We start from the raw sequence: 25,445 nt of genomic DNA on the forward strand, positions 1-25,445 counted from the left end.
AACAATAACCATGACCTCTTCCATCGCTCCGGGAGCACCCGTCTTGCCTTCCACATCGCACGCCATATATTCCGGTAAAGTGGAATCGCTGCTGGCTGCCGCATTGTTGCAGGGCAACAGGGATCCGTTGCGCAAGTTTCTCGACGAGCCGGACGATCTGTTTGCGTTCGAATACTGGTTGCGCGAACTGTGTGCCTGCAGGCAACCGGAGCAGTTCAGTGTGCGTCAGTGGCTCAACCGGGTTGTTGCGGAACTCGATGAACTGATCTCGGGGCAGTTGAACAGTATTCTGCACCACCCGCGCTTCCAGCGGCTGGAGGCGAGTTGGCGTGGACTCTCTCTGCTGGTCCACCAGACACCCAGTGCAGACAACATCAAGATCAAATTGTTGGATGTCAGCTGGAAAGACCTGTCCCGTGATATAGAGCGGGCACCGGACTTCGACCAGTCGGGCTTCTTTCATCTTGTGTACAACGAGGAGTTTGGTACCCCGGGCGGCGAACCATTTGGTTTGTTGATTGGTGACTATTACGTTGCGCACCAACCGTTTGAAGGGCATCCCCACGACGACGTCTTCACCCTCCAGGGTATCGCGCACACTGCGGCGGCAGCATTTGCCCCGTTTCTGTGCGCCGCCACGCCGCAGCTGTTCGGCGTGGACAGCTTCGATGATCTCGCCAAACCCATCGATTTTGCCGAAGTCTTCCGCCAGAAACAGTACATCCGCTGGAACAGTCTGCGAGATCTGGAAGACAGCCGCTTTCTCGCCATCACCCTGCCGCAAGTGCTGTTGCGTGAACCGTATGTCACGGGCTTTTCCGCCTTTCGCGGCCTGCGATTCTGTGAAGATGTCAGCGCGACCCACAGCCGCAAGTATCTGTGGGGAAATGCGGTTTTTGCCATGGGCAGTGTGCTGATCCGGGAATTTGACGAGGTGGGCTGGTTTTCACACATTCGCGGCGTCGCGCGTGACCACCTCGGTGGCGGTCTGGTAACCCGCTTGCCCACCGTCGGCTACGGTGTCGACAGTGACGTTGGGCTGATCAAGATGTCCACTTCCATTCTGGTCACCGATTTCGCCGAGCGGGAGCTCAGTGAACTCGGGTTCACCTGCCTGTGCCACTGTTACGATGCACCGTACAGTGCCTTCAACAGTGCGCCCTCGCTGCAGCGGCCAAAGGTCTACTCGTCCAAATCCGCCACCGCCAACGCGCGTATCAGCAGCATGTTGCAACAGATTCTCTGCGCTTCGCGTTTTGCGCATTACATCAAGGTCATGATCCGCGACAAGGTGGGTGCCTATATGAACGCCGCGGACTGTGAACGCCAGCTGCAGCAGTGGATGGATGCCTACACCACCGGGCGCGAGGATCTCTCCTGGGAAATGCTCGCGCGTTATCCGCTGCGCGAGGCGCGCGTGCGGGTGATGAATGAGCCCGGCAAACCCGGGAGCTACCAGAGTGTCATCCATCTGAAAACCCACTACACGGTGGATCACCTGGTGTCTGAGCTGAAACTCACCACCGCGCTGTCGCAGATCGGCGTGGGGACAGTGAGTTAATGAAGGGCGGGGAAAAGCGCCTGCTGGCGCCACTACTGGACAGGCTGCTGGCGTCTTCCGCAGACATGGACCTGCACCGCCCCCATCAGGTCTTGCGTCAGCTGCGCGAGGGGGTGCGGCGGGACCTCGAATATCTGTTCAATACCCGCTATTGCTGCGTGTCGCCACCGGAAGAGCATCACCACCTCGAGAGTTCCAATATCAATTTCGGCTTGCCGGACCTGTCGACCATCAATCTCACTTCCGGAGAGAGTCGCAGGAAGTTTTGCCGGGAAATCGAGCGAACCATCATGAATTTCGAGCCACGCATACGCTCGGTGAAAGTCACTACTCAGCAGAATGTCGATGTGGAATATCCCAGCATCCGCTTTCGGGTGGAAGCCGTACTGCACGTCAATCCCGCCGCGGAGGTCATTGTGTTTGACTCGGCACTCAATCCGGTTACCCAACTGGTCAATGTATCGGAGGTCAGGTAGTGAGTGAAAAGCTGATTGATCTGTATGAGCGGGAACTTGCGTTCGTTCAGCAGACGGCGGGAGAGTTTGCCCGCATGCACCCCGCGGCGGCGTCGCGCCTGCAGCTGGATACCGATACGGTGGACGATCCATTGGTCGGCCGCCTGCTGTCCGGATTCGCCTACATGAACGCGCGGGTCCAGCAGAAGCTGAACGATGACTTTCCGGAACTCACCGACGCGATGCTGGAAACCCTGTACCCGCACTATCTGCGTCCAATTCCGTCCTGTGCCGTCGTGCAATTTGAGCCGGAGCAGGACCTGGACAGCATCGTCAATATTCCGGCAGACACGTTGCTGGAAAGTGAAAGTTTTCAGGGGCAGACCTGCCGCTTTACCAGCCGCTACCCTGTGGACATCTGTCCATTCGCGGTCGAGACCGCAAGTCTCATGCCGCGCCCCTTCATCGCACCCGCCTGCAATGAAGTACAAGGTGCGAATGCAGTGCTCAAGTTATCGCTGAAAGCGTTTAGCGGTGATGTGCGCTTCTCGGATCTGAATCTCTCCACGTTGCGGTTTTTTCTGCGTGGGCAGCCGGGTCATATTTATGATCTCTACGACCTGTTGCTCACGCGCTGCGTCAAAGTGGTTGTCGCCACCGGTGAAGGCGACCCGCACCCGGTGAAACTCGAAGCGGATATACTGCGCCAGGTCGGATTGGCGCCGGACGAGGGATTGCTTCCATACCCGGATACCGCATTCATGGGCTACCGTCTGTTGACGGAATACTTTGCTTTTCCCGAAAAGTTTCACTTTATCGACATCACCGCGCTGAACGATGCGATCAATGAGCATTACGCGGATACCCTGAACCTTTATTTCTACCTTTCAGAATCCCACGACGAACTGGAAAAGCAGTTGGTGCCGGGTATGTTTGCTCTCGGTTGCGCACCGGTGGTGAACCTGTTCTCCCAGAGTGCCGATCCCATACCGCTCACCCATACCCAGTACAGCTACCATGTGGTGCCCGATGTCAGGCGCGCCGACGGCCTTGAGGTGTATTCCGTCGACGACGTCAATGCCACCGCGGCAAGCGGTGAAACGACACGCTACCGGCCCTTCTATGGCATTCAGCACAGCCAGCACAACATGCGCAAAAATGCGTTCTGGTATGTGCGCCGCCGTGATGTCGTGGAGGGAGAGCATCGCAACGAACCGGCGTCGGAAGTGGATATCAGCCTGGTGGATCTGGAGTTCAATCCGCACCGGGTAAATGATCAGACGCTTGATCTGAAAATCACCTGCACCAATCGCAACCTGCCCAAAAAACTGCCCACGGGAAATGCACAGCCGTACCTCACCGTCGTCGACGGAGACGCGCCGGCGAAGCGGATCAGCTGCGTGGTGCCGCCTGGCGCGACACTGCGTCCCCCACGGCGCGAGCGGGGTTACTGGCGACTGATCTCTCATCTCAATCTCAATCATCTGTCCCTCACCGGGAGTGGCGGGTGCGACGTATTGAAGGAAATTTTTCGGCTGTACGACTTCCGTAATTCCGGCAGCACCAGAAACCTGATCGAATCGCTGCTGAAACTGGATGCGCGCCCGATCACCGCGCCAATCCAGGTCGATAGCAGCGTCGTGCTGTGCCGTGGTACCGAAGTCACGATCGAACTGGATTCGATGATGCTCGCAGGTACCAGCCCGCTACTGTACGCCAGTGTGATCGAGCGCTTTCTCGGACTTTATTGCTCGATAAATTCCTTTACCCGATTGATCGCCCGCTTGAGCGGTCGCGATGGAGAGTTGAAGCGATGGCCGCCCCGCGCCGGCGACAAAGCCTTAGTGTAATCCAGCAGCTGCAGGAGGCTCCGTACCGCTTCGAATTTTTTCAGGCGGTGCGCACGCTTGAGCGCTCGGTCCTGTTGAGAGCACCGAGCAGTCACGATGTTGCCGACAAGGTGCAATTCGCGACGGAACCTCTGGCTTGTGGTGCGCCACCGGGCCGTGAGCTGTTGCGATTTCATGCGCAATCTTCGCTGTCATTTGTGGCCGCGGATGTACTCGGGCTGACATCGCGAAATCACGCCACGAAAAATCAGTGGAGCATGGAAATCGGCTTTGGCGGCCTGATCGGTAGCCAGGGTGTGATGCCTTACTACCTGACGGAAGTGGTGCATCGCGAACTGAAAGAAAAGAACGCGGCCCTCAAGGATTTTCTCGATATTTTCCACCATCGGAATATATCCCTGTTCTATCGCGCCTGGCATAAGTACCAGTTGCCGGTAAATTACGAAAGTGCGCGTCTGCGCAATACGCGTGATCTGGACGCATTCAGCCAGGCGCTGGCCTCGATCGCGGGGCTCGGCACCAGCGAAATGCGCTACCGCCTGCCGGTGCCGGACGACGCATTGTATGGCATGGCCGGTCACCTGGGGCGCCAGCAGTGCTCCGCCGCGGCACTCGCCAGTATGATCCGGCAGTATTTCGGCCTACAGGTTTCCATCGAGCAGTTCCAGGGCCGTTGGGACGAGCTGCCGCAGGATGTACTTACGCGACTGCCCGGGCCGGATGCGCCGCTTGGGGTAAACAATCATCTCGGTGTGGATACGATTCTGGGTACCCACTGCTTTCAAGCCCAGAACAAATTTCGCGTGGTTATCGAGCCGATGGCCTACGACGACCACATGACCATCGCGCCGGGCAGTGAAAAGCTGGAAGCGCTCAAATCCTTTGTGCAGCTCTCTGCCGGTATTGAAATGGATTTTGAGATTTCCGTATCGCTGTTTACCGGTCAGGTCGCGCCGGTGCAGCTGGCTGCGGACAATGAATGCGAGCCACTGCTCGGCTGGAATACCCATATGTCCAGTGACCAGCAATACGACGAGCGGGTGGAAATCAACCTGAGCGCGGATCGTGTATCGCCGGATGAAGCACTACCCGTGGCGTGAACCATCGCCGCTTTCCTCTAACGACAGGGAATTCAATAAGGGAACGAATGCCATGATCAATATCGATCTCAAACGACTCGTAGATACCATGACGCCATACATGCGCGACGCGCTGGAAGGCGCGGCGGGTTTGTGCCTGGCCCAGAGTCAGTACAACGTTGAGCTGGAGCACTGGCTGCTTAAACTGCTCGATCAGTCGGATACCGATTTTTACCATCTGCTGGAAAAGCACGATGTGAATCCGTCCAATGTCGCCAGACAACTGGCAACCGCGATCGCACGCTTCAAATCCGGCAGCAGCCGTCCCGCTGCCCTGTCGCCCACGATTGTGGACGCCGCCAAGAACGGCTGGATGCTCGCCTCCATCGACTATGGCCATCGCGCTGTCAGTTCCGGACATCTGCTCGCTGCGCTGCTGCTGGATGAATCATCGCGTCGCCAGCTGCTGGAATCCTGCCCGGAGCTCAAGGGCATCGCACCGGAATCCATTCGCGAAACCGCCCGCGCGATGTTCGGTCACAGTGGCGAGTCTTCCGCATTGAGCGGTGCGGCGGCGAGCGGTTCAGGAAGCGAAAGTGGCGCGGTAGCGGCGGTCGCAAGCAAGGCGCCAGCGCTGGACAAATACACCGTCAACCTCACGGAAAGGGCGGCCAGAGGCGAGATTGATCCGGTACTCGGGCGCGATGAAGAAATTCGCCAATGCATTGATATCCTCACCCGTCGCCGCCAGAACAATCCGATCCTCACCGGCGAGGCCGGCGTCGGCAAAACCGCGGTGGTGGAAGGTTTTGCCCTGCGTATCGTCAGCGGCGATGTGCCGGCACCGTTGCGGGATGTCAGTGTCAGAACTCTGGACCTCGGGCTGTTGCAGGCGGGCGCCAGCGTCAAAGGCGAGTTTGAAAATCGTCTCAAATCCGTGATTGAAGAAGTGCGCGCATCCGCGAAGCCGATCATCCTGTTTATCGACGAAGCGCACACCATGATCGGTGCCGGCGGTAAAGAGGGGCAGGGAGATGCCGCCAACCTGCTCAAGCCCGCGCTGGCGCGGGGAGAACTCCGCACCATCGCGGCTACTACCTGGGCCGAGTACAAAAAATACTTCGAGCGCGACCCGGCACTGACCCGTCGCTTCCAGGTAGTGAAAGTGGAAGAGCCGGATGAACAGAAAGCCATCGACATGATGCGCGGTATTGCGGGCAATCTTGAATCCCACCACCGTGTCCGAATTCTCGATGAAGCGGTGGTGGCATCGGTGAAGCTGTCCCATCGTTATATTCCCGGTCGTCAGCTGCCGGACAAATCCGTAAGCCTGTTGGATACCGCGTGCGCACGCGTGGCGCTGAGCCAGTCTGCCACCCCGGGGGCCATCGAGGACGCCCAGCGAATCATCGACAGCGCCACCAGAACCGTGGAAAAACTGCAGCGGGAAAATGCGGCCAGTGGTGTTCATGAGGAGTATCTGCAGGAACTGCAGGCGCAGAGACTGGAAGCACAGCAGCGCCTGGAACAGCTACAGGAGCAGCAGCGGCAGGAACTGGAACTGATTACCCAGATCCAGGTACTGCGCGAGCAGATCGACGAGGTCTTCACTCGCCAGCAGGGCGATAATGCCGCGGATTCCTCCGAGCTGGGCGATCTGAAACAGCAGTTGCAGCGTCTGGGGAGCGAGCTGCGTGAAATTCAAGGCGACACACCGCTGATGCAGCCCGCGGTGGACGAGCAGTCCATCGCCGCTGTGATTGCCAACTGGACAGGTATTCCTGTCGGCAAAATGGTCAGTGACGAAATCGTCGCGGTGCAGAGTCTGGCCGAACGCCTGAACAAACGGGTGATCGGACAGCCCCATGCACTGGAAGCCGTGGCTCAGGCCATCCGCACGTCGCGCGCGGGACTGACGGATCCGCGCAAACCCGTGGGGGTCTTCCTGTTCTGCGGCACCAGCGGTGTGGGCAAGACCGAAACCGCACTGGCGCTGGCTGATGCACTGTTTGGTGGTGAGCAGAGCATCACGACCATCAACATGTCGGAGTTCAAAGAGGAGCACAAGGTCTCCATGCTGCTCGGCTCCCCTCCCGGCTATTTAGGATACGGTGAGGGCGGTGTACTGACCGAGGCGGCACGCAGGAAACCCTATTCGGTCATCCTGCTGGACGAGATGGAAAAGGCGCATCCGGGCGTACAGGATATTTTCTACAACCTGTTTGACAAGGGCACCATCAAGGACGGCGAAGGTCGGGATATCGACTTCAAGAATACCGTAATCATCATGACGTCCAATGCGGGCGAAGAGGCGATCCGCGCGATCTTCAATCAGGTGGAAGAAAAGCCGGAGCCGGAAGTCCTGCTCGACAACATCCGCCCACACCTGCTACAGAAATTCAAACCGGCATTCCTCGGGCGCGCCAATGTGATTGCCTACTACCCGCTGGACGATGAAAATCTGGTGGAAATCTGCCGGATCAATATGTGCAGAATTGAAAAGCGGGTCAAAGAGCACTACGGGGCAGCGTTCAGCTACGATGAAGACGTGCTGATCAACATTGTCGCCCGCTGCCAGGAGGCCGACACCGGTGCGCGCAATATCGAAGTTATTCTGAACCGTACCCTGCTGCCATCACTGGCCAGTGAATGCCTGGATCGAATGGCCAGGGGAGAGGAAATTGTCAGTGTGCATATTGGCGCGTCGGACGAGGGGGATTTCAGCTATCGGCTGAATGGATGATCACTAGGTACGAATAAATAGCCCTGCATTGCGGGGCTTTTTATCCACCGATCAAAACAGTGGGGCACCCCACAACGATCTTGCCACCGTGTGCGGTGGTATCTCCCATGCGCGCGGCCGGTTTATTGCTGATGAGAACGGTTGTACTACCCATTGCGATGGAATCCGGCGGCCCGACGCAGGTACAGGTGCTGCCAACGGTGGCCGCGGGTAAATTGCCAATCAGAACGGTGGGTCCACCGGGGCTTACAATAGGCCCCCCGACATGGGGTACGGTACCGGTCACCATTGGGCACACATGCAGGTCGGTAATACGGGATGCAGGTTTTCCCATGCTCAACTCCCTACCAATTGACTGTCCGCGGCACGCGGCGTCAATTTGCCATTGCCACCACGGGCCAGGTCCAGACCCTGTTGCAGAAAGCGCAGAAAGGGTTTTTCCGCATTAACGGGATTGGCCAGTACCGCCGCCAGGGTGACACTGCCGGCCACGGCGTGCGCATAGAGGTGGGCGGGCGGCTCGATATTGGGTTCGCCGGGTGCCGCCAGGCTTCCGTGACTCCAGGCTGCGGCCGTAGCGGCCCAGCTGGCGGGTGTTTTGTAGCGGGTTTTTTCACCGTACATTTTGCAGTTCAGACGGCGTTCCTCATTGGGACTTTTCACCCAGCTTTCCGCCGCTAACAGTGCGCCGGTATTATCATCGTCTGCCTGCGGCCCGTGAATATCTCTGGCGCAAAGGCAGGCCCACCACACCGATTCCCTTTTCGGCAGGCCAAGAGCCAGCAATTTGATAGCGTCGGCGAAGAAACCCGCTTCCATCAGCCGGTTTATGCTGATTTCCGGCGCCGTCTCCGGGACCACAAAGCTGCTGGCTTCTTCACTGATGTCTATATACTGCAGCAACTCCGCCGCCGTTGCCGCCTGAACTTTTACCAGATCCGTCATTGCGTACTCTCATCAATTGATTTTGGTCAGTCCGCCTTTCAGCGTCAGTATGCCGCTGGCAGCGACCTCCGCCGTAGCGTCTCCCTTGCAGGAGAGTGTGGTGCCCTTGATGGTAATACCCGACGGCGACAATTTAATACTGTTGCCTGCGACCTTGAGTTCAATGGAAGCATTGGAGCTGATCTTGATGGCATTGGTCACACTGATGGTCTGGCTGCCGCCAATATCCACTTTTTGATTGCCGCTGCCGAGTTTTATTGTCTGATTACCTTTGTTCAGCGTAACGGATTCATCGCCTTCCGCGATGGTAAGTATGCGATTTTTCTTGATTTCCAGCGTCTGGTTGTTGTCAATTTTTCCGGACTGATCGTTGTGGATCAGGAAATTGTGGTCTTTCCCTGCTTCCATATAGACTTCTTCTTCTCCCGCCTTGTCGTCAAACCGGAACTCATTGATTTTGCTTTTTCCGAACTGGGTCTTCCAGCCGCTCTGGGTGGCGGTGTAATTAGGGCCGTTATTATCGCCGTTGTACACCGCACCGGTTACCACCGGTCTTTCCGGGTCACCATTGATATAGCTGATGATGACTTCCTGGCCAACCCGAGGAACAAAGTTTGCGCCCCAATTTTTTCCCGAGAAAGATTGCATCACCCGTACCCAGCAGCTGTTCTGTGATGAGTTCCAGGGGAACTTGACTTTGACCTGGGTGAAAGGATCGTTCGATCCCGAAGATTCGGTGGCTTTGACACTGACGACTTCCGCAACCTGGGGGTACAGTATTTTAATGCTGCCTACAAAAGGATCTGGTCGCGGTGTGATTTTTTCGGGAATGCAGCTAAATGTGTTGCGGAACTCTGAGTCGTCGCTGTTGCTGTCTGTGGCGGTGATGCGTACGGAAGTCAGCAGGTATTTGCCTTTCTCAGACTTGATCGTGTGCTCCAGCTGAAAGCAACCGCCTGCAGCCAGTTGTGGACAGTCACTGCTGCCGTGACCAACATCAAAGCGGCTTTCCTGCGCCTCGGTGGCGCGTTTGGCGAGAGCGCCGTGGTAACTATCACTGAATTTGTGCTGGTGCTCCCCGTCTGCTTCGAAGTGGTTCAACCCATACAGGCCCTGTATATAGCCGTCTACACCGTTGAGCTTGCTGGCGGTTTTTACACTCTTGAGGTTGTCTTTGCCAACGGTATATTCGTTGTAGTCGCGAAACTCGAAGCCGCCGCCGTGATAGTGAAAGTCCCGATGCCAGCTGGACACGGAATTTTTCCTTGGGTTGCTGCCACCTCCGTCGTACTCGATTTTTTCTGAAGCGCAGTCATAAAAATCCTTGTGCTCATCACACAGGACCAATTCGTGGCCGTTGTCGGAGTGCTTGAAGTAATAGGAAATGCCTTCCTGAGCCATCAGACGGGTAACAAACTGGAAGTCGGATTCGTTAAACTGCACGCAGTATTCACGGCTAATATATTCGGCCGTCAGTTTCTGGCTGAACTGGATTTCCTTGCTGTATTTTGCGAACACAGCCGTGATGATGTCCTTGGCGGACTTCTTTTCAAAAATGCGGTTTTCGCCGGAAAGATTTGTGAACCACAATCCAGGCTGGATGACGGCGATATACCGCCGCATGCCTTCCGGGTTGATATCGTGCATGGAGAAGTGTGTTACAAACCCGTCGATGTAGCGCTCCGATTCCGCATAGTGGATGCTTACATTGAATGGCTTGCCGACAATATCGGACTGAGCGATATCGTGATTGTCTGAAAGCAGAGTGATCTGATACCGATACGGTTTGGATATATGTTCTTCGCCGGTTAACGCGGTAGCTATGAAGGCGTCGCTGCCCAGCGGACATTTCACCCGGATCAAGCGCTTTTCTTGATTGATAGAAGACATATCAGACCCATTTCCCTATAGGTGCCGGCTTCCTGAAAGTACGCACCGGTAGTGTACTCCCGACTGCATTTTCAACGTTGGTTTAACGCCAAAGGCCGGAGGCGCAGTGCAAGACTGCGCGCCCGGCCCGATACGGCAATACGGCTGTTAGAGCGGAGTAGCCGTGGTGAGATCGTACCCAACACGCATGTTTTTCGGATTCTTGTTGGTTTTGTCGGCGTGGTTCAGCTCGGCTTCGATTTTCGCAAAGCTCAGGGACAGCGACTCGGAAGGGGCGCCACCGGCGGAAGCGGTCATGCTGTAGGAGGAAACCAGAACGTCCTCCAGTTTGTAGACCGCATATTTTTCAACGGATTTGGCGCCGGTCTGAACTACATGGATTTCAACTTTCACGCCTTCGTCACCGGTAACGGAAGCCTTGAAAAGGCCGCCGGAAGCGGCATCGATACGCTTGGTTACGGTCACTTCGCTGATGCTCGGGCGGGTGGCTTCACGGTTGGCAACAGCGCCGGCTTCCATGGAAACGCCGCGGCCTACACCGAAGTTAAAGCTGTCAACTTCGATCCAGTCTTCGTAGCCTTTCGCGGTGACGTTTCCTGCGGGGGCCTTGTTGTTGAAGTTCATGTAAATAGCCATGTTTAATCCCTCAATATGGTGTGGACTTGATGGTGGTTAATCCCTTACCGCCGCAATCGCAGTAGTTCAGGTGATGCCGTTCTGGCAAGCGAATCGAATTTAAGCAGACGAAGATTGAAAAAAAAACCGGCTAATTTAATTATTTAATCGACTCTGGCACCATTTAAACGGTAGAGGGGATGTTCACAGTTGCATTTTCTGTGTTTCCGCTTGCTCACTCCGACACCAATTAACGGAAATTTTTTTCTGCTGCTAATAGCCATGGAAATTCGACTCTGACACTAATTTTTAACGGCAAATTGGTACTTTTGTTTCAGGTTGCCGTGAAATAATTTTCTAAATGGTACGCGTGTACTTTTGCTGTGTGCAGGTTTTATCGAGTGTAAGAGTGTGTAATGGATTTTGATACTTTTCAGTGTGCACTTTAATTGTTGAGCCAATGTGCGTTGGTTATAATTCGCCGCCTCCAGACTCTGGCGATGGCATTGCCGATGATGATGGATGCACATCCGATTACACATCTGCGGATGTGGACGTGTGGTTTGAAATGCTAGCTGTGGTGTCTTAACGATGCCCTAATCTTGGCGGCGACCGGAAGCGCTGCGTATTTACACCAGGGAGATGGTTGTGAATGACAAAACCCTTATAGTCAAGAAGGCCGGCGAGGCTCTGTCGGCATGTGACGACTCCGATGTAACGGTTTTTGTCGGACACGATCGCACGGGCGCCAATGATCATCCGCCGGTAGGTGCGAACCCGGGGCTGATTCCCCGTGTACCCGGCCTTGAGGCTGATGTATCCGCCGGCCCTGATGCCACCGTAATTGTCGATTCCGTCAGCCCTTCGGGGCAGATGCCCCGGCCCCGCGAGGCCGTCCATTTTGAACCCTCCACGTCTCGCGAAGGTGCCGTAACCAAAACGATCATCAAGGGGCGCTTTGAGCTTGATAAACTCCTCGGTGTTGGCGGCATGGGTGCCGTGTACAAAGCACTGGATCGCCGCAAGCTCGAAGCCAGTGACAGTGATCCGTATGTTGCCATCAAGCTTCTGAACGAAGATTTTCAGAAGCATCCCGACGCGTTTATTTCCCTGCAGCGCGAAGCGCGCAAGTCTCAGACTCTCGCCCACCCCAATATCGTGACCGTATTCGACTTCGACCGTGAAGGCGATCGCGTGTTCATGACCATGGAGTTCCTTGAGGGCGCACCACTCGACAAGCTGTTGCGAGAGCATGCGGACGTGGGTCTGGAGAAGGAGCGCGCAGCGTCCGTATTACGGGATGTATCCCAGGCTCTTATCTACGCACATTCCCATAAGATCGTTCACTCCGATTTCAAACCGGGAAATATATTCGTCACCGGAAAAAAAGGTGCGAAGGTCATTGATTTCGGTATTGCGCGCGCAGTTTCCGAGGGCGGTGTTGCCAGCAAGGCGGGGGAAAAAACCATTTTCGATGCCGGCACCCTGGGAGCCCTGACGCCCGCCTACGCCAGCTTCGAAATGCTGAAGGGTAGTGAGCCCCAACCCTGCGATGATGTCTATGCGCTGGGTTGCGTTGCGTATGAACTGTTCAGCGGGCGTCATCCATTTGGCAAGGTTCCCGCAGATAAGGCGTTTGAGCAGAAGCTCAAACCCAAGCGCATTCGCGCTCTAAGCCGGCGGCAATGGCGGGCACTGGAAGCGGCGCTCGCATTTCAACGGTCACAGAGAACGGCAACCGTAGAACGCTTTGTACAACAATTTTTCGGGAAGACCGGCTGGAAGTGGGCATTTGGCGGTCTGATTGTGGCGATGCTGGTGGCCGGTGGTGTCGGTTACACCCATCTCGAGCAGGAAAATGCCGCGGAACAGCAGCGCGTCAAAGTGGAGTTGGAGAAAAAACTGCAGCGTGAGCTTCTCGAGCGCCGTATAGCGGACAAGCGGGAAGCGATCAATCGCCTGTTGGGCTTGAGTGTACTGACACCCTCGTGGGAGCGTGACCTGCGTGTCGAACTGAAAGAGTACACCGCACTGAACCCGCAGGACACCCGGTTTCCCGCTTCCGTACATCGCCAGGTATCGGAGCTGTTTATTGCTGCGTCTACGGGCCAGTTGACGCTGGGAAATCTTGAACCGGCGGAGGAAATGCTCGGTCGCGCGGCCAGTTGGAACGAAAACGTGGATGGCGCGGACACAATTCGAGCGCAACTGGCACAGGAGCGGGAGGAGCTGCGGCAGCGCCTGGAAGATGAGCGTATCGCCGCGGAGCGCGAAGCCGAGCGTCAACGCCAGGAAGAGATCCGGGCCCAGCAGCGCCTGGCGGCACAGGAAAAGCAACGGCAGATCAATCTGGTACTGGATGATATGGAAGGAGCACTGCGGTGTGACTTTGGTATGCAGATATCCGCCATTGGCGGTGCTCTCCGTCGCCTCGCCAGCGTCGACGGCGCGAAAGCACAGGTTTTGCGACCGGTGATTGCGGAGGAGCTGACATCCTGTTTTGCGGGGCTGGCACAGAAAAATCCCGAGCGTACGGAAGTGTTGGTGAAGGAAGCGCGAACTCTGCTGCCGTCACAATCACAGCTTGCCCAATTTGATATTGATTACTGTGCCCACTTGCGCCCGGGTAGCGGTGCGCGCGGGGATCGCTATACCTGTGCCGATCCGATGGCGTCCGGTGGCAATGGGCCGGAGATGGTTGTCGTCAACGGTGCCGCCGGGCGTCCACTGGCGGTGGGGAAATACGAAATTTCCAATGCTGAATTCACACGTTTCTGCCAGGCAAAAGGCTCGTGTGGGAATGGTGATCTTGAAATCGGCACTCTGCCGGTACACAGCATCAGTCGTACCCAGGCGGAACAGTATATTCAGTGGCTGAGTACCGAGACTGGACGCCACTATCGCCTGCCATCGGAAACCGAATGGTTCGCGGCCGCGAGTGCCAACGGCCAGGAGGAAGTTTCCGATCGAAACTGCTACCTGCGCTACGGCGGTATCGAAAAAGGTCTGGAATTGGTGCCGGTAAACTCAGGAACAGCCAATCCATTCGGAATCGTCAATGCCGTTGGCAATGTACAGGAATGGGTTGTGGGGATAGATCAACAACTGATTGCCGCGGGCGGAAGCCGACAGGATGCGATGAGCCGCTGTCTCGCCACCTCAAAAACACTGCACAGCGGTGATCCGGACGAGGTTACCGGATTCCGGGTCGTGAGAGACCTGATGCGCTGACCGTCGGCGAAACTCTTAATCAGTTTCTGATACGCAAGCGATTTTGACTTTGTGTCGGCGCTCGCGATCGAGCATGGAATATTCCAAGGGGGGAATGTGGTTTTCAAGAACAAGGGATTGTTATGGATCTCGGCATGCAGCGTTTTGCTTGCGCCGGCGCTGGCGAATGCGGATGACGGTGATGGCGGCTTCAGAAGTCGTGTAAAGCAGGCGTTTGAACAGGATGTACCCCATGTAGACGATGCCGATGTGGCCGAGGAGTTCGAGCGGCGCGCAAAAGAGGCTCGGGACCCCAATCTGGATACCGATATCCCGGAAGTGTCGGGGCGCGAAATCGGTCCGCGAATCTCCGTGCGGGGATTCCGCTTCCATCGGTTGGTGGAGTATCCGGAATTTGGTATCGAGCGGGAGGTCATCGAAAAAAAGGCCGAGGAATTGCGTGTTAAATACATGCAGGAAGACAAGGTTGTCGCCGCGGGCTACACCGTTGATAACCTTAAGGAAATCGCGCTGTTGCTGGATGGTATGGGTGCCCGCTATTCACCGGAAAGCCTTGGTCCCAGAGAACTGCGCAAGCTGGTCAATGTGCTCGAGCGTCAGAACGCGCAGCGCGGCTTGAGTTATGTAGACCTTGAAGATATTGCGGCGGAACTTACCCGATTTTACCGCCAGCAGGGGCTGTTTCTCGCCCAGGTGCAGATTCCTGCCCAGGAGGTGAAAGACGGTATCGTTACCTTTTCAGTCCAGGAGGGGATCCTCGGCCAGATATCCGTTCACGACAACAAAGAATATAAAGAAAAGCAGCTGGCCAGCGCCTTCTCCAGCCAACAGGGAAAGCTGGTTAATCACAAGAATATCGAGGAGTCCCTCTACCTTCTGAATGATCTTCCCGCGCTGAATGTGACCGGTTATTTCAGCCCGGGTGACAATCCCGGGGAGACCCGTCTCAACCTGAAGGTACGGGATGAGAACTCCTGGCGACTGGTCACGCGCATGGATAATCACGGGTCTACCTTTACCGGCGACAATCGGATATTCACGTCCGTGGACTGGTTTAACCCACTGGGTATCGGCGATGAGTTGACCGTCGGCTATTTGAAATCGGCGGGTATTGACAGTTTTGATTCCGGGTTTGGTTCCAATCTCGGTCAGTTCAAGTACAGTTTGCCGGTATTTAGCCCTCGGACAAGAATCCAGGTCTCGGCGGATTACAATCGGTTCAAAATCCAGGATGTTGAAGATAAAAAAAATTTCATCAACCTTCTGGATCTGGAAGGCCAAAATGAAAGCTATGCCTTGAGCGTTGACCACAAATTCAAGCGCTCCCGTGATTTCAATATTTCCGGTTCATTCAGTCTTACCGATAAAAAATCGGAACTCACTTCAATTACTCCCATCCTCGATCAATCCAATCATGCATTGGGTGGCGAGTTTGGCGTGTACCTTGATCATCTTTCTGGTGGTGTCGTTCCCATGCTGAATGTGGTCAATGCCAAGGTGCAATATGGCGAACTCGAAAGCTACTCCGGGCAAACGGAGTTAGATACAACGTCCGAGTTTGAAAAATTTGCGGCGGAAACGAGTTCGCTGTTGTTCTTGCCAATGCCATTTGTGGAATCAAAATCCAGGCTTATCGTCAAAAGTCGCTGGCAGTACAGTGAGGATGGTTTGCCGGCGTTTGAACAGTTCTCCCTCGGCGGTGCGAATGGTGTGCGCGCATTTGACGTCCGTGATTTTTCCGCTGACCAGGCTGGTTTGCTCTCTGCGGAATGGTACCCATCCTTCCCCGACGCCATTAATCCGAGAGTTTTTGGGAATCGCCTGAATGATATGTTGCAGGTGGCGCTGATTGCGGACCTTGGTTACGGCGTAGTCAATAACTTTGAGGCCGATCTTGCCAACGACTGGGCGGCATTTTCCGGAGCGGGGTTCCTGTTCAAGTTCAGTTGGAGCGAAAACTGGGCCAGCCAGCTTTCTGTAGCCTGGCCGACCATGTCCCGGTCTTCCATTGATGGCGCCGGGGATGATGCGGATGATCCTACGGTGTATGCGGATTTTTCCTATTTCTTGCAGTAAACACTTTTTTCGCAAACGAATATGGCGGTGCCCAGGGTGCCGTTTCGCAGAAATCGGCAATGAATATGAACATGAAAAAAAGTACTCTGTCCGTTGCGGTCAAGGCAGCCCAGTTGGCATTTGCAGGTCTTTTTACCGTCCACTCTGCCGTGGCAAGCCCGGGAACGTATGATCCAGAAACGGTGATCGGCGAAGTCGCTTTTGATGGCGATTCGACCTTTGAAATAGGTGTTGGTTTTGCAAAGATTGATTGGGATACATTCAATATCGGGCAAGATGAGTATGTGACGTTTCAGTTCGGGAGCGACTACAGCGTGTCGCAGGCCTCCTCGGTGATCGTCAACCGGGTCGTTCAGTCTGGTGGGGTATCCAGGATACTGGGGGATATTAATTCTAACGGCCACGTCGTTCTGATAAATCCCAATGGAATTCTGTTCGGTGAAAATGCTTCGATAAATGTCGAAGCGCTGACCCTTTCCGCGCTCGATGGAGGTATAACCGGTGTCGGCGAAGGGTTTGAATTTTCAGTGCTGGATGGGGCCGCTGGCGATATTGGTGTAATTGATGCTGTCGGCGAGATTAATGCGCCGCGAGGCGTAACCTTTATTGGCAAGAGCGTTAAGAATCACGCCAGTATCAATAGTGGTATTGATAGCAGTCTGGTGGTTGGAAATGTAAATTTTTACTCTGCCGACAAGGCCGTGTTGTCATTGGATGCGAATGGTCTTATCGGTGTGCAGATTGACCAGAATGATTTCATTGAAGAGTTCAATAGCGATTATGCATCTCACGCCATCGAGAATGCAGGAACAATCGTCGCTGCCAATGTGGTGATGGAGGCCAGGGTTGCCGATGGCTTTGCACAGGCGGCGATCAATAATACCGGTACGGTTACTGCAAAAGGTATCAGTACTGACGGTGGAACAATCCGTCTTTCTGCTTCTTCCTATAATGGCGAATCCGTTGCAGCGATAAATCTTGGGGCGGGCAGTAGCCTCATTGCTGAAGTAGCGCCCGATACAAGTGGCGGAGCCGGCACTGTTACCCTGTCTGCCGCGGATGATGTGATAAACGCGGGATCAATCAGTGCCGATCGGGCGGATAGCATTTCTGGTGGTGCAGTCAGTGTTTCTGCGGCCAAGGGATTTTTGAATACCGGGGATGTGCAGGCTGGAAGTTTCAGTCTGGCGGTTGGCAGTTCTGTAACAGACACCGACTCGAGCAGTGTACTCGGTGATATCACCTCGACCGATACGATGGAGGTCACCAACAATGGTGGTATCGCCGTCGTCGACGCCAGTGCGCAGACGTCACGCAGCACCGCTACCCGTATCGACGATGAAATCGTGGTCTATGCCAGGGGCGCGGATGAAGATGCGGATCCTTTGGCAAGTTTCCAGAATGTGAGCAGGCTTGAGCTTGGCGACGATAGTGTTCTGGAAGGTACGGATGGCGAAGATCGCTTCACCCTGACGACGGATGGTGTCAGTTACCTGGCGACAGAAATTGTGGGTGTGGGCCGGATTGATGGACTCAATGGTGAGGATACTCTGGTTGGCAGGGCTCAGGCCAATTGGGAGCTGAGTCGAAATAAGGCGGCGGGCAAGCTGAGTTCAGACGAGTTTGACGGTATAGCACTGGCGTCCCTTGAAGTGCTTGAGGCCAATAACGCCGGTGTTGTTGCATTGTCGGCAAATGAAAACATCGTGCTGATCGATGAAAATACGGTGACCGTGGACGGGTGGAATTACAGATTCTCGGGGCTGACTCATGTCACCGGAGGCGGCGGCACAGACAGCCTGGATGCCAGCGCACTGGTGGATACCTATGTATTCCTGAAAGACGCGGCCGGCAATAGCCAGATCGGCGATACGGGCATGTTGCTCAACGGCTTTTCCAGCATTGCGGCGAGCGAGATTGACGCAACCGCGCTGAAAGACATCGCGCAGGCGGACCTGGACATCAGTGCCGCCAATACCCTGTCGCTGGCCGACGGTGCCTTTGTCCTGAGTGGCGTGAACCGGGTGCGAGGGGACGTGGGCAACCGGATCAGCGGCAGCGGTGGCTGGCGGCTGGAAAATGATGGGGTCAGCAATCGGGGCGTGATGTTTGAAGGCGAGTGGCATGTCGATGCCCTGAACAGTGCGCTTACCGGATCTGCGGCGGTGGAAACCTATACCCTGCAGAGCGATGGCTCACTGGCCGTCAACAGTCTCACCTTCGAGAATTTCAGCAGCGTCGCCGCCGGTGGTGGTGACACCCTGCTGGCCTCCGCGTTTGCCGGTCCGGTAACCCTACGGGGCGTGGACAACAGTGTCTCGGTCAACAGCGTTGTCTACACCGGCCTCGGGAACATTACCGCACATACCCTGAATGCCGCAGCGGCAGGCAGCAGCTTCGCGGTCAGTGGTGCCGGCATCAGCAGCGATCTGATCAGTTTTAGCGGGCTGTCCACCGTCTTTGGTGGCGCGGGCACGGACACCGTGTCCGGAGGCAGTGCCTGGGCGCTGGGATGGGATGCCGGAGAGGCCAAGGCCTACGCCCAGCTCGATGATGGTATCCGCTTCTTTACCATCGACCAGTTCAACACCACCAGCGGTGTGCTGACCGGTGGTATCGGCAACAGTGAGTTCACCCTTAACGGTGGCGCCGTTGCCGGCGATGAAGCCGTGTCGATATACGGTATGACCTTCAACAATCTGGAATCCGTGGCCGCGGGTGCTGGCGGGAAGCTCGACGCGAGCAGTTACGCCAAGGCCATCAGCCTGAATGGCAGCGCGGGGGAGGCCAGTGCCGACAGCCTGGATTTCAGCGGGCTCGCGGAAATCACCGCATCGACGATCAACGGTGCCGATGACGTCGCCGAGGTGTTTGCTATCCAGGCGGATGGCGTACTGGAAGAAACATCCGGCCTGCGGCTCAAAGGCGTGAGCAGTATTGCCGCCGGCAACTCTACCGACACGAGCATTCTGGACATCGTGCGTGAGCGAGAGGGTGAAGACCTTTCGGTGCAGACAACTGCGACCGCCAATCTGAGCGGTATCAACTTCACTGAGGTAGAGATCCTTGAGGCCAACAATGCCGGTCTGCAGGGAACCTCCGCCGGAGAAGCGTACACCCTGATGGCGGTTGGAAGCGTGAGGGTCAGCACCTCGACCTATCAGTATGCCAACCTGAGTCACATCACCGGCGGTGGTGGCACAGACAGCCTGGATGCCAGCGCACTGGTGGATACCTATGTATTCCTGAAAGACGCGGCCGGCAATAGCCAGATCGGCGATACGGGCATGCTGCTTAACGGCTTCTCCAGCATTGCGGCGAGCCAGATCGACGCAACCGCACTGAAAGACATCGCGCAGGCGAACCTGGATATCAGTGCCGCCAATACCCTGTCGCTGGCTGACGGTGCCTTTGTCCTGAGCGGCGTGAGCCGGGTGCGCGGGGACCTGGGCAACCGGATCAGCGGCAGTGGTGGCTGGCGGCTGGAAAATGATGGGGTCAGCAATCGGGGCGTGTTGTTTGAAGGCGACTGGCATGTCGATGCCCTGAACAGTGCGCTTACCGGATCTGCGGCGGTGGAAACCTATACCCTGCAGAGCGATGGCTCACTGGCCGTCAACAGTCTCACCTTCGAGAATTTCAGCAGCGTCGCCGCCGGTGGTGGTGACACCCTGCTGGCCTCCGCGTTTGCCGGTCCGGTATCGCTGTTGGGCGCGAACAACAGTGTCTCGGTCAACAGCGTTGTCTACACCGGCCTCGGGAACGTCACCGCACATACCCTGAATGCCGCAGCGGCAGGCAGCAGCTTCGCGGTCAGTGGTGCCGGTATCAGCAGCGACCTGATCAGTTTTAGCGGGCTGTCCACCGTCATTGGTGGCGCGGGCACGGACACCGTGTCCGGAGGCAGTGCCTGGGCGCTGGGATGGGATGCCGGAGAGGCCAAGGCCTACGCCCAGCTCGATGATGGTATCCGCTTCTTTACCATCGACCAGTTCAACACCACCAGCGGTGTGCTGACCGGTGGTATCGGCAACAGTGAGTTCACCCTTAACGGTGGCGCCGTTGCCGGCGATGAAGCCGTGTCGATATACGGTATGACCTTCAACAATCTGGAATCCGTGGCCGCGGGTGCTGGCGGGAAGCTCGACGCGAGCAGTTACGCCAAGGCCATCAGCCTGAATGGCAGCGCGGGAGAGGCCAGTGCCGACAGCCTGGATTTCAGCGGGCTTTCCGAGATAACGGCCTCCCGGATCCGCGGAAGTTCCCTCGGCGAAGAGTTCACCGTGTTTGCCGACAGGACGATCAGCACCCTGTCGATGATATTGCACGAAGTGTCCGAGGTGTTCGCCATTGAAGGCAGCGACAGCAGGGTGGTTGGTGCAGATGGTGCAAACTGGATACTCGTAGACGTTGATACCGCGACAAATAACGATATCAAATTCCATCAGTTTGGCGATCTGACGGCGACATCTGCCGGTCTCGTCGGCACCGCCGGCAAAGATGAATTTGAATTGCTCGATGTTGACGGCAGCGGCGCCGTTGTTCGCTATGGAGATATCATTTTTGAGGGTCTGACGGGCGTTGAAGGTGGCAATCTCATCGGCACTGAAAGTGATGACCTGGATGCGACCGCCTACAGCGGCTCGCTGAAACTGACAGGAATCGATAATCAACTTTCGATCGCGGACACCGTTGTATTCTCCGGTATTCGCACGGCCAGCTTTGCGAATCTCGTTGGTTCGGTAAATAACGAAGTATTTTTATTGGATGCCGCAGGTAATGTCGATATCGCCAATATCACGATGTCCGGGCTGGTAAATGTGGCCGGCGGTGGCGGTACCGATACTCTGGATGCAGAAAGCGCTGTCTCCTTATTAGAGCCAGGGCATTTTTCCTTCAATGGAGGTCAAATTCTTTTCAGCGGTTTTGCTGATGCATCCGGGGACACGCTGTTTACGGGCAATGGGGACGATGATGTCGAATTCGATGCTGAGGGCAATATCGTCGTAAACGGTAACACCGTGGGTAAGTTCGTCGCTGTCGATACCCAAGCTGGCTCCAATACGATTACCGGTTTTGGCAATCTGGACTGGTTTATTGGTAGTGATGGCAGTGCCGTCAACAATGGCGTCATTTTCTGGGGTGATGCCACATTGTTCACAGCTGGTGGCGCACTTCACGGCACGGATATTGCGGACAGCTTCGTGCTCTATGGAGATGGAGGTGTCGGAATTGGAGCCTTTACTGCTTACGGCATGTCACAGGTCATTGGCGGATTGGGCGATGATTCTCTCGACGCCCTCGCCTATGCAAATGGTCTGATGCTCGCGGATAGTGAAGAAGCGCTTTATGCGGATGGCCTCATTTTCTCCGATTTCGCATCGGCCAGCGCGCGAGTGCTGACCGGGACAGGGAATGCCGATCAGTTTGAAATGAGTGGCGATGGAGTGATCACCGAACTGTCCAACAAGGTCAGGATTAGCGGAGTTACGACGCTCAATGGCGGTGGCGGTGTCGACAGCCTCGCGAGTCTTTTCGCGGGTAATTGGGCACTCGTCGCCGGTGCGAGCGGTGTCGTTCACAGCGGAGTGAACATTTCCGGTATCGCGAATCTGTCCGGAGGAAATGGCGAGCTCAGAGGCCACGATGGCGGACACCAGTTCACGGTCACCGGGACAAACAGCATCGGTGTGGGCGGGTTCGAATTTGACGGAATCACCGCTGTGGCCGGTGGTGCCGGGCTGGATGGCGTTACGCTCGCCGGCCCGGTGACGCTCGCCGGCGTCGATGGCGCCTTTACTGGCGGAAATATCCGGTTTACGGGAGTGGATAGTGCTTTCGCCTCGAGCCTTATCGGCACCAGTGCTTCCGAGCAGTATGTGATTACCGGAGACGGTGCGCTGTCCGTCTACGGCGTTGCGTTCAGTGGCCTCAGCTCGGTATCTGCTGGCGCGGGCTCCGAGGATACGGTGATCTCCCGTGAGGGTCGGGGCTATGTGCTCGCCGCAGACAATCGCGTCGAGCATGAAGGTATCCAGTTCAGCGAGGTAGAGAATTTTGTCGGGCAGGGCGCCAGTCTTGTGGCCAATGGTCAGTCGCTCGCGACGATAACGGGGAGCGGCAGCGTCGCAACTGGCGGCGCTGATTTCAGTGGTATCAGCTTCCTCGCACTACAGGGCGCAGCCACACATTTGCAGGCCCTGAACAGCGTATCCCTGAACGACAGCGGGACGATTGTCACTGGCGGTATCCAGGTCAGCGGGGTCAGTTCCGTTTCCAACACTGGTGCACTGACAGGCAGCGCCGCGGATGAAGAGTTTGAGATCAGTGGAGAGAATGCTCTGAGCGTTACCGGCATGACCTTCACCGATGTGGCTTCTGTGGCTGGTGGTAGCGGTGCCGACAGGGTGAGGGGACTTTCCGGTGAAGAGTGGCAGCTTGGGCGGGTGTCTGGCAGCGTAGCGCAAGCGGGTATTGCGTTTACCGCCGTAGAGCAGGCGCTGGGTGGCAGCGGCGTCCTCCAGGGTGCGGATGTCGATACCCAGTTCGAGCTGGCGGCCGATGGCAGTGTGCAGGCCGGGGGCATCAATTTTGATACGGTAAATACCGTGAATGCCGGTACCGGTATCGATCGCGTGGTGACGTCAACGGGTGCTCGCTGGGTGTTGGGGAGTGCCGATGGTTCGGCAGACGTGGGTGGCGTGAGCTTTGCGGGAATTGACCAGGTTTCCACCCAGTCCGCCATCCTGGATGCCAGCGCCAATGGCGTTGCCGAGCGTTTCGCTCTCGCGGCCGACGCTGCGGAGATTTCCGTACTTGGACTGCAGTTTGACAGTGTTGCTGAAGTCTTTGCTGGCACTGGCGGTGGTGAAGTCGCCAGCGCTACCGACAGCTGGCAACTGGCGAGCGGCGGTCGACTGCTGGCCAACGGTGTGACCTTCAGTGGCATCAATCGCGTGACTGCACAGAATGCACAGTTGGCTGGCACTGCAGATAGTGAGCAATTTGTCCTCGGTGGTACCCCTGGTGAGTTGAGTGTTGCCGGAGTTACCTTCAGCGGCATTGCCGATGTTAGCGGTAATGGCGGCAGTGACTCGCTGTTGGGTACGGCGGCAGATGATGAATTTGTGCTGGTCGGGTCTGGCAGTATCGCTGCCGCCGGTATCGATTTTGTCGGCATCGCCAGTGTCAATGCTGGGGGCGGCGCGGATTCCGTAAGCGGAAATGCACAGCAATGGACGTCGGTTACCCAGGGCGAGGCACTGGTGGATGGTGCTGCACTGGCGGCGATGGACAGTGTTACGGTGTTGTTCGAAAACATCGAGCAGGTCCGGAACACGGGCGTCTATTCAGGGCCTGTATTGGCCAGTGACTATTTCCTGTCCTCACCGACCAGCATGAATGTCGGCGGGGTGAATTTCTCGGGTCTTCAGTCGATCGTTGCCGGCAGTGATGGCGACACTCTTCACGGTGTGGATGCGGAACTGAGCTGGACCCTGGGCAGAACGTCCGGGACCCTGACCGACGGGCAGTCCTCCCTGCTGTTCAGCGGGTTCAAGCAGATCGTTGCCGGTGGCGGTGCCGATACATTCAACCTGAATGGTGGTGCGCTGACCGCGATCGACACCGGTGCTGGCAATGACATTGTCTACATGAGCGGTACTCTGATCGATACGCTGTTGTTGGGCGATGGGGATGACCAGGTGCAGATTCTGGCCAGCAGCCAGCCAGCCCTGCTTTCCGCCGGCGCGGGCAACGACCAGTTGATGATGCAGCTGGCCGGCCAGCAGTGGCGCATCAGCGGTAACGGCGCTGCGCAGAATACCGTGGGCGAGTTTGCCTTTACCGGGTTTGAACAGTTGCATGACACTGCCGGTGGCCTGAATCTGGTCGCCAATCAGCAACTGGGCTTCACCGCGTCGGGCGACAGTGCGGGCGTGGACTTTGGCGCTGCGGGCATGGCACTTGCGTACAATGCCGACGGCGACCTTGTCTTGCTGAGCAGCACCAGCGCCACTATTGGTGGTTCGCTGCGGGCGCTGGGAGCGGATCTCACTCTGGCGGGTGACCTGGATATCGAGTCCGAAATCCAGTCGCTGTCACTGCGTTCGAGTGCCGGCGATATCAATGTGGCAGTACTTGAGAAAGACGATCTTGAGATCGGCCAGATCAATGTGGGGCGGGGCAATGTCTCGCTTGCGAGTACATCGTTTGGCCTGCTGACGGCGGCAAATTTCCGCGATACCCATATTACCGCCGGCAACATCGTGCTGGGCTATGAGCCGCGGGTGTGGGGCAATGTGGGTGAGGTGATCAACCCGCTGCGGATGGATGCAACAGGTACCGTGAATCTCGTGGCGCTCAGCTACTTTGAGCCGGCTTTCCTGGGGCAGCAGCCGGAGTTCATCGCGTCCGGCAGCAAGAATGCTTCCATTGCCAGTGCGCAGACCTCGCAGGGGCTCAAATCCGTGATCCAGAGCCCGGTGGACGATATTGCCCAGCTGGACCCGGGCATTTTCAGTGAGGTGACACCATACAGCCTGGGGATCGACGTTCTGAACCTGCCGGAAGTTCGCTTGCACGGTGGTGAGCTGGTGCCGATGGACGAGAGCGAGGATGAGCGTCGCCGCAAGCAGCCGATGGCCGTGGGCGGCAACTGACCGACAGTGGCCATCGGGTGGTATCCCGGTGGCCATACCGCCTTCAGGCGCAAGTCCTCCGGCAGTAGTGCTGGCTGGTGTTCCACATACTGCGGGCAATAAAAAAGCCGACTCTTTCGAGTCGGCTTTTTTGCGGATATGGTGCCCAGGAGAAGACTTGAACTTCCACGACCGTAAGGCCACTAGCACCTGAAGCTAGCGCGTCTACCAATTCCGCCACCTGGGCAAACCGGCGGTGTCTGCCGCCGAGGCTGCGCACTATAGCCGTTTTCAGCGGCGTGTCAATTATCCGTTGTGACCTGTTTGCGACCCGCTGGACATAGGCCGGTGTCTCTCGAAT

At 56.6% G+C, this 25,445-nt stretch carries 12 protein-coding genes and 1 tRNA gene; 8 read left to right on the plus strand and 5 right to left on the minus strand.

Annotated elements, in window-relative coordinates:
- Positions 1 to 43: 43 nt before the first annotated feature.
- Genes tssC through tssH form a run of 5 tightly spaced genes read left to right on the plus strand, consistent with a single transcriptional unit; the run spans position 44 to position 7,688 of the window.
- On the plus strand, positions 44 to 1,561 hold the full coding sequence (gene tssC, locus C3938_RS09055) for a type VI secretion system contractile sheath large subunit (protein WP_233998731.1): 1,518 nt from the start codon (positions 44 to 46) through the stop codon (positions 1,559 to 1,561).
- A complete protein-coding gene (gene tssE / locus C3938_RS09060; RefSeq protein ID WP_105102819.1) occupies positions 1,561 to 2,037 on the plus strand; it encodes a type VI secretion system baseplate subunit TssE in 477 nt (158 codons plus the stop codon). The genes tssC and tssE overlap by 1 nt, the downstream gene beginning before the upstream one ends.
- On the plus strand, positions 2,037 to 3,866 hold the full coding sequence (gene tssF, locus C3938_RS09065; RefSeq protein ID WP_105102820.1) for a type VI secretion system baseplate subunit TssF: 1,830 nt from the start codon (positions 2,037 to 2,039) through the stop codon (positions 3,864 to 3,866). Before tssE ends, tssF begins: the two co-directional genes overlap by 1 nt.
- Entirely contained in the window at positions 3,830 to 4,966 is a 1,137-nt protein-coding gene (gene tssG, locus C3938_RS09070) for a type VI secretion system baseplate subunit TssG (protein WP_105102821.1), read from the plus strand. The genes tssF and tssG overlap by 37 nt, the downstream gene beginning before the upstream one ends.
- A 52-nt stretch (positions 4,967 to 5,018) precedes the next feature.
- The gene (tssH, locus tag C3938_RS09075) at positions 5,019 to 7,688 is read left to right on the plus strand and encodes a type VI secretion system ATPase TssH (RefSeq protein ID WP_105102822.1); all 2,670 of its coding nucleotides are present in this window, start codon (positions 5,019 to 5,021) and stop codon (positions 7,686 to 7,688) included.
- A 40-nt stretch (positions 7,689 to 7,728) separates the two neighbouring features.
- On the opposite strand, the gene C3938_RS09080 is transcribed toward tssH, so the two are convergent.
- The 4 genes from C3938_RS09080 to C3938_RS09095 all read right to left on the minus strand — a co-directional run bounded on the left by C3938_RS09080 (position 7,729) and on the right by C3938_RS09095 (position 11,159).
- Entirely contained in the window at positions 7,729 to 8,022 is a 294-nt protein-coding gene (locus tag C3938_RS09080) for a PAAR domain-containing protein (RefSeq protein WP_105102823.1), read from the minus strand.
- Between the two features lie 2 nt (positions 8,023 to 8,024).
- Positions 8,025 to 8,633: a DUF6931 family protein gene (locus C3938_RS09085; protein ID WP_105102824.1), complete on the minus strand. Its 609-nt coding sequence runs from the start codon at positions 8,631 to 8,633 to the stop codon at positions 8,025 to 8,027.
- Between the two features lie 12 nt (positions 8,634 to 8,645).
- Positions 8,646 to 10,523: a type VI secretion system Vgr family protein gene (locus tag C3938_RS09090; protein WP_105102825.1), complete on the minus strand. Its 1,878-nt coding sequence runs from the start codon at positions 10,521 to 10,523 to the stop codon at positions 8,646 to 8,648.
- 147 nt (positions 10,524 to 10,670) lie between these two features.
- The gene (locus tag C3938_RS09095) at positions 10,671 to 11,159 is read right to left on the minus strand and encodes an Hcp family type VI secretion system effector (RefSeq protein ID WP_105102826.1); all 489 of its coding nucleotides are present in this window, start codon (positions 11,157 to 11,159) and stop codon (positions 10,671 to 10,673) included.
- Between the two features lie 627 nt (positions 11,160 to 11,786).
- Between C3938_RS09095 and C3938_RS09100 the strand changes: the two genes are divergently transcribed.
- The 3 genes from C3938_RS09100 (at position 11,787) to C3938_RS09110 (ending at position 25,105) form a co-directional block, all read left to right on the plus strand.
- Positions 11,787 to 14,369, plus strand: coding sequence for a protein kinase domain-containing protein (locus C3938_RS09100; protein WP_158681620.1), 2,583 nt, complete (start codon positions 11,787 to 11,789; stop codon positions 14,367 to 14,369).
- A gap of 96 nt (positions 14,370 to 14,465) precedes the next feature.
- Positions 14,466 to 16,445 (plus strand): ShlB/FhaC/HecB family hemolysin secretion/activation protein, encoded by a 1,980-nt coding sequence (locus C3938_RS09105; protein WP_105102828.1) that lies wholly within the window; start codon positions 14,466 to 14,468, stop codon positions 16,443 to 16,445.
- Positions 16,446 to 16,516: 71 nt separating this feature from the next.
- The gene (locus tag C3938_RS09110; protein ID WP_158681621.1) at positions 16,517 to 25,105 is read left to right on the plus strand and encodes a beta strand repeat-containing protein; all 8,589 of its coding nucleotides are present in this window, start codon (positions 16,517 to 16,519) and stop codon (positions 25,103 to 25,105) included.
- 139 nt (positions 25,106 to 25,244) lie between these two features.
- Here C3938_RS09110 and C3938_RS09115 read toward each other — a convergent pair.
- A tRNA-Leu gene (locus C3938_RS09115) sits at positions 25,245 to 25,331 on the minus strand.
- Positions 25,332 to 25,445 lie beyond the last annotated feature (114 nt).

This window comes from Microbulbifer pacificus, from assembly GCF_002959965.1.
Lineage (GTDB): Bacteria > Pseudomonadota > Gammaproteobacteria > Pseudomonadales > Cellvibrionaceae > Microbulbifer > Microbulbifer pacificus_A.